Source organism: Aeromonas sp. Y318-3 (assembly GCF_027706185.1).
In the GTDB taxonomy this organism is placed as follows: Bacteria; Pseudomonadota; Gammaproteobacteria; order Enterobacterales; family Aeromonadaceae; genus Aeromonas; species Aeromonas veronii.
Map to the genome: position 1 here is coordinate 1 of NZ_JAPDCN010000039.1, position 5,784 is coordinate 5,784.

Here is a 5,784-nt window from a genome sequence, read left to right on the forward strand (position 1 = left end):
GATGATTTTCGAATGGAGATGTTTTTTGGCGTGACGACAGATGCGAATTGCTCGCAAAAAGTATAATCCCGCCCTGCAGCCAACTCCAGGATCAGCTCTCGCAGCTTTTTGATGCCGGTGAGTTCCAGCTTGCTGTTGCTGCCGCGCCCGGCACTGCTTTTGGGGCGCACTGCCGCAGTCCAGAGATCCAGGTGGTCGATAATCAGATTCTCGATCGCCATTATGCCTGCCCTCCTTGCTTGGCCGCACCTTTGCCCAAAGCGTCGCCCAGAATGACTTTTAGCTGGTCACGCAGGGTCTGGATCCCGGCCTGCTCTGTGGCATAGCGCGCCAGCAGCTCGTCGGGGTCATGGCTTATCTGCTCACCGACATGGGGGTTTTTAATATCGAGGTTAAAGTTACGCTCGATAATGGTGTCGATGCTGACCTTCCAGGCTTGTTCGTTCTCAACCCGGGCAGCAAAGCCGTCAGCCTCATCCCCCCACCAGGCGATTTCAGCTTCAAACTCCTCGAACTTCATCGGCTTGGTCTTGCTGTAGCTCTTCACCCCAGCCGGATAGGGGTGCTCGTAGAACCAGACATCCTTGGTGGGCTGGCCCTTGGTGAAGAAGAGGATATTGGTCTTGATACCGGTATAGGGAGCAAACACGCCGTTGGGCAGTCGCACTATGGTGTGCAGGTTGCACTCGCTGGTGAGCAATTGCTTGATCTTGGTTTTGACCCCTTCGCCAAACAGGGTGCCATCGGGCAGCACCACGGCGGCACGACCGCCCTTTTTCAGCACTTCGATGATCAGCTGCAGGAACAGGTCTGCGGTCTCGCGGGTGCGCAGATCGGCGGGGAAGTTTTGCTCGATGCCATCCTCTTCGGTGCCACCAAAGGGCGGGTTGGTGAGGATCACATCGATATCGCTATCCCAGCTCGACAGCGGTTTGTCGAGGGTGTTGCCGTGGCGAATTTGCACCGGGACCTCGATGCCGTGCAGCAGCATATTGGTGGTGCAAAGGAGGTGCGGCAGCTGCTTCTTCTCGACCCCCAGGATCTGCTGCTGCAGGGTCTGATGGTCGGCTGAGGTCTCGACATAGTGCTCTTTGACATGATCGAAGGCGCAAGCAAGAAAGCCGCCGGTACCGCAGGCCGGGTCCATGATCCGCTCGCCTAGTTTGGGGTCTATGCGGTTCACCATAAAGCGGGTGACGGCGCGTGGGGTGTAGAACTCGCCCGCGTTACCGGCGCTTTGCAGGTCGCGCAGGATCTGCTCGTAGATATCGCCAAACAGGTGGCGCTCGCTGCTGTCGGTAAAGTCGATCTCGTTGAGCTTGTTGATCACCTGCTTGAGCAGGGTGCCGTTCTTCATGTAGTTGAAGGCATCGCTGAACGCCTCTTTCACCACATAGCCACGGGGGTTGAGATCGATATTGGCAGGCTGGTTTTTCAGACTGTCGAACAGGTCATTGTTGACGAAATCGAGCAGGGCATCGCCGGTCAGCCCTTCACTATCGGCCGCCCAATTGCGCCACAGGAAACGCTCGGGGATGGGGCAGCGGTAGTTATCCTGCTCAAACTCCAGCTCCTCTTCCTGGGCGTCGAACACTTTCAAAAACAGCAGCCAGGAGAGCTGGCCGAGACGCTGGGCATCGCCGTCGATACCGGCGTCCTTGCGCATGATGTCCTGAATGGATTTGATGACTGAACTGATGGATGACATGGGATTCTCTGCTTTTTACAAAAATGGTGACGAATACAGGGGCGAATACGTCAGGAGTATCGATAAAACAAGCGGCCATCATTGGAATGGCCGCATGGTAGTTCAGAAGCAGTCAGGTCGTCAGGCGCTCTGCTGCTCACGGTAAATTTCTTGTTCCAGTTCGGTGATGGCTTGCTCGAACTGTTTGGGGCCACCAAACCCCTTCTTGGCCAACTCCAGCGGGCGCCCCAACTCGGTAAAGGGGGCGACTTTTAGCGCATCCTTGGTCTCAATCTCGGTCACCCCCTGATCGGCATACTTGTCGAGCAGGCTGGTAAGCACCTGCTGGGCGGTGTCGTTGTACTTGGTGAAGTAGTTGCGCTTTTTGACGTTGTTGGCACGCTCGCGGCGGGTCAGTGGCGGCTGATCGTATACCACATGGCAGATAAGGTCGAACGGGTCGAGCTCCTTACCCACTTCCTGCTCCAACACCTCCCACAGCACGCCCGCCTGAGCCAATTCATCCATAATGGCTTGCTTGCGTTCGGCGGCTTGCCAGCGTTTGGTGAACGCATCGAGGGTGGCAAACTCTTTGAGCAGGGTCTTTTTGGTGTAGTCCTTGAAGGATTCGGTCACCAACTTGCCATCGGCATCGTAATACTGCACCCGCTCGGCGATAACGCTGACCGCCACGCCGTTGACATAATACTTGCTGACCCCGGGCTCGGGGCCACCCAGCGGGCCTGTGCTCTGGCCCCCAGCGCTACTCTGGCCACCATCACTACCGGTTGTGTAGCTGCCGGGTTGTTCATCGACTCCGGGAGCAAACGGATCGCCATGGTCGCCGGGTTCATCGGCAGGCAGTGGATTGGCGCCATCGATGATATCGCCCAAACCTTCATCCGGATTGTTGATGTCTGCCGGTTTGACCACCATGACGCGCTCCGGCTCACCGTCGAAACGGGGATCGGCAAACAGCTCGGTGGCCTTCTTGAAGTCGAGAATGGTGAACCAGAGCTTGCCGTACTTGTCGTCGATACGGGTGCCACGGCCGATGATCTGTTTGAACTTGGTCATGGACTGGATGTTTTGGTCCAGCACCACCAACTTGCAGGTTTTGGCATCGACGCCGGTGGTCATCAACTCGGAGGTAGTAGCGATGACCGGATAGGGCTTTTTCGGGTTGATGAAGTTGTCGAGCTGGGCTTTGCCAAGGTCATCATCGCCGGTGATTTTCATCACATACCGATCATCTTTCAGCATCTGCTCGGGGTTAAGGTTCGCCAGCGCCCGTCGCATCCGGTCGGCATGATCGATGTCGTTGCAGAACACGATGGTCTTGGCCATCGGGTCGGTTTTCTTGAGGTAGTTGGTGATGGTTTCGGCCACCAGCAGGGTACGCTCATCGATCACCAGGGTGCGGTCAAAATCCTTCTGGTTATAAATACGGTCTTCAATCAGGTTGCCCTGTTTGTCCATCTGCCCTTTGGTGGGACGCCACCCCTGCAGATCGACATCGATATCGACCCGCACCACCTTGTAGGGGGCAAGAAAGCCATCTTCGATTCCCTCTTTGAGGGAGTAGGTATAAACAGGGTCACCGAAGTAATCGGTACTGGAGACGGTCTCGGTCTCTTTGGGCGTGGCGGTGAGACCAATCTGGGTAGCCGATGAGAAGTATTCGAGGATCTCGCGCCAGGCGCTGTCTTCAGCGGCACTGCCCCGATGGCACTCATCCACCACGATCAGGTCGAAGAAATCAGGGGAGACCTGCTTGAAGGCTTTCTGTGACTCTTCCGGCCCGGTGAGCGCCTGATAGAGGGCAAGGTGGATCTCATAGGCAGGATCGATCGTGCGTCCGGTGACCTTGGTCATGGCCGAGCCAAAGGGCTGAAAATCATTGATCTTGGTTTGATCTACCAGAATGTTGCGATCGGCCAGAAACAGGATGCGCTTCTTGGCGCCCGCCTTCCACAAACGCCAGATGATCTGGAATGCGGTGTAGGTCTTGCCGGTGCCGGTGGCCATCACCAGCAATACCCGATCCTCGCCTTTCGATATGGTTTCTACGGTCTTGTTGATAGCCTGCAGCTGGTAGTAGCGGGGAGATTTGCCGCTGCCATCGGAGTAGTAGTCCTGGCTGATGACAGGCAGCTGAGCCAAGGTGTAGCCCTTCCAGGTGCAGAGTTTGTCCCAAAGCTGGCCGGGGCTGGGGAAGTCCTCCAGCGCGATCTCGGATTCCAGCTTGGCCGGATTGGTCTTGTCATGAAATACAAAGCCATCACCATTGCTGGCAAACGTGAACGGCACATCCAGCAGACGGGCATAATCGAGCCCCTGTTGCATCCCCTTGCCAATCTCATGCTTGTTGGCTTTGGCCTCGATCACCGCCAGTGGCAAGCCCATCTTGTGATAGAGCACGATATCGGCCGATTTGACCTTTTTGCGTGCCGCCATCTGGCCGCGCACCACCACCTTGCCATCCCGCAGCTTCACCTCTTGACGAACCTGGGTCAGGTCATCCCATCCCGCCGCCTTGATGGCAGGCAGCAGGTATTTAGAGATGATGTCGGCTTCGGTGAGGGTTGCTTTGTTGATCTCGGCCATGAGCATTCTTCCGGTCGGGGGACAATATTGCTCAAGATTCTCTCATAAAATCAGCCGGGTTTTGTTGACTTCAGACTCATAAAGCAACAAGGAGAGCTGCTCTTGATGGAGAGCCTTCTGGTCAAGGAAACGTCTGGTAATGGCATCACCATGTTGCGCTGAATGCTTTTTGAAGGGCATCGCTTGAGTTAACCCCATCGCCAGGCAGCCGGTTTAGCTCTCGCTGAACGCAAAGGCCAAAATTCCAGATAGATAGGAATCCGCCCCCCATATTTCAGCACACCAGAGTCCATCATCCCTTCAAAGCAAGATGACCAATATTCCAGAGAGAAAAACAGCACGAAATTTCCAGATAGATAGGAATTCTTCGATCAGGATTCCACATAACTCGTTCTGAACAGGCATTCCACTATGTGGAAAATTCGCACCACTTTTCCAGATAGATAGTTATGTGGAAAGAAACTGGACGGGAATTGGTTGGGAATGACAGTGTTCATTCCATGGCTCCACATCCTGCGTGATTCCACGCAATCATGTTTGTTACTAGCGAACAAACTTCAATACTTTCAGTGCGTTGTTGATTTTTTCCTGAGCGGAGTCCATGGTGATATGGAGCTTGGTCACACGATCACCTGATTGCATCCTTTATCCGCTACACCTGAGGCCATCACCATGAACAGCATCGTCATCCTGATCCTCCTGTTTTCATTCCTGATAGGGTTTGGCGCCTTTGCTGCGTGGCTGTATATCGAGAAGCGTCGCATGGATGCCTCGGATAAATGACCCGCTATTTTGCTGAACGGACCTCTTTGGCCACGCACGAAATCAGATAGCGGGAGCAGCCCAACATTTCCTGAATCACCGAGTAGCTGTGTCCGGAGCTCAACAACTGTGCGATGTGCTCACGCTTCTTTTCATCTTTCTGGCGACCGCGATATTTCCCCTCATCCCTGGCCTTGGCAATACCCTGCTGTTGCCTGCGACGGCGATCTTCATAATCCTTGCGAGCAACCGCTGCCAGCATATCAAGCAGCATTCCATTTACAGCCTGTAAGATGGCGCTGGTGAACTCGGAGCGGCTGTCCCCCTGTAACGCTACCCAGGAAGTCGGAAGCTCCGGAGAAACGATGGAGAGCTGTTTCTGTGCCAGCAATTGCTTCAGTGTTTGCCAATCCGTCTGATTGAGACGGGCCAGACGATCAATCTGCTCTACCAGCACAATGTCACGATCTGCAGCGTCACGGATCAGCCTCATAAGCTCAGGCCTGTCCAGCGTTGCCCCCGACTCATTCTCTACATAGAAACTGGCAATCTGATGGCCATGCTCAGCAGCAAAACCTATCAGCAGCTCTCGTGCTCGCTCAGCATCCTGTTCCACAGTCGATGCACGTAAATACGCCCGTATGAACATTGATGTCATTTTCAGAAGACGACTGCACCAGTTGATTGGGCGTAATGGCTGTTGTGCAGCCAGCTCCTGACAGTTCAAT

The 5,784-nt window shown here is 54.8% G+C and carries 4 protein-coding genes; all 4 read right to left on the reverse strand.

Features of this window, described 5'->3' with window-relative positions; all coding sequences use genetic code 11:
* The coding region (locus OKB77_RS23745; RefSeq protein WP_270818689.1) for a hypothetical protein at positions 1–221 on the reverse strand (221 nt) is incomplete at its 3' end.
* Positions 221–1,708, reverse strand: coding sequence for an N-6 DNA methylase (locus OKB77_RS23750; RefSeq protein WP_270818692.1), 1,488 nt, complete (start codon positions 1,706–1,708; stop codon positions 221–223). The genes OKB77_RS23745 and OKB77_RS23750, both read right to left, overlap by 1 nt.
* 120 nt (positions 1,709–1,828) lie before the next feature.
* The gene (gene hsdR, locus OKB77_RS23755) at positions 1,829–4,294 is read right to left on the reverse strand and encodes an EcoAI/FtnUII family type I restriction enzme subunit R (RefSeq protein ID WP_270818695.1); all 2,466 of its coding nucleotides are present in this window, start codon (positions 4,292–4,294) and stop codon (positions 1,829–1,831) included.
* 787 nt (positions 4,295–5,081) lie between these two features.
* Positions 5,082–5,784, reverse strand: a 703-nt coding sequence (locus tag OKB77_RS23760; protein WP_443111802.1) for a recombinase family protein, incomplete at its 5' end; no start/stop codon positions are given.

Bases quoted from the DNA above. Each gene is read 5' to 3' on its own strand.
- OKB77_RS23750 (WP_270818692.1), bottom strand. From the start codon at position 1,708: ATGTCATCCATCAGTTCAGTCATCAAATCCATTCAGGACATCATGCGC.
- hsdR (WP_270818695.1), bottom strand. From the start codon at position 4,294: ATGGCCGAGATCAACAAAGCAACCCTCACCGAAGCCGACATCATCTCT.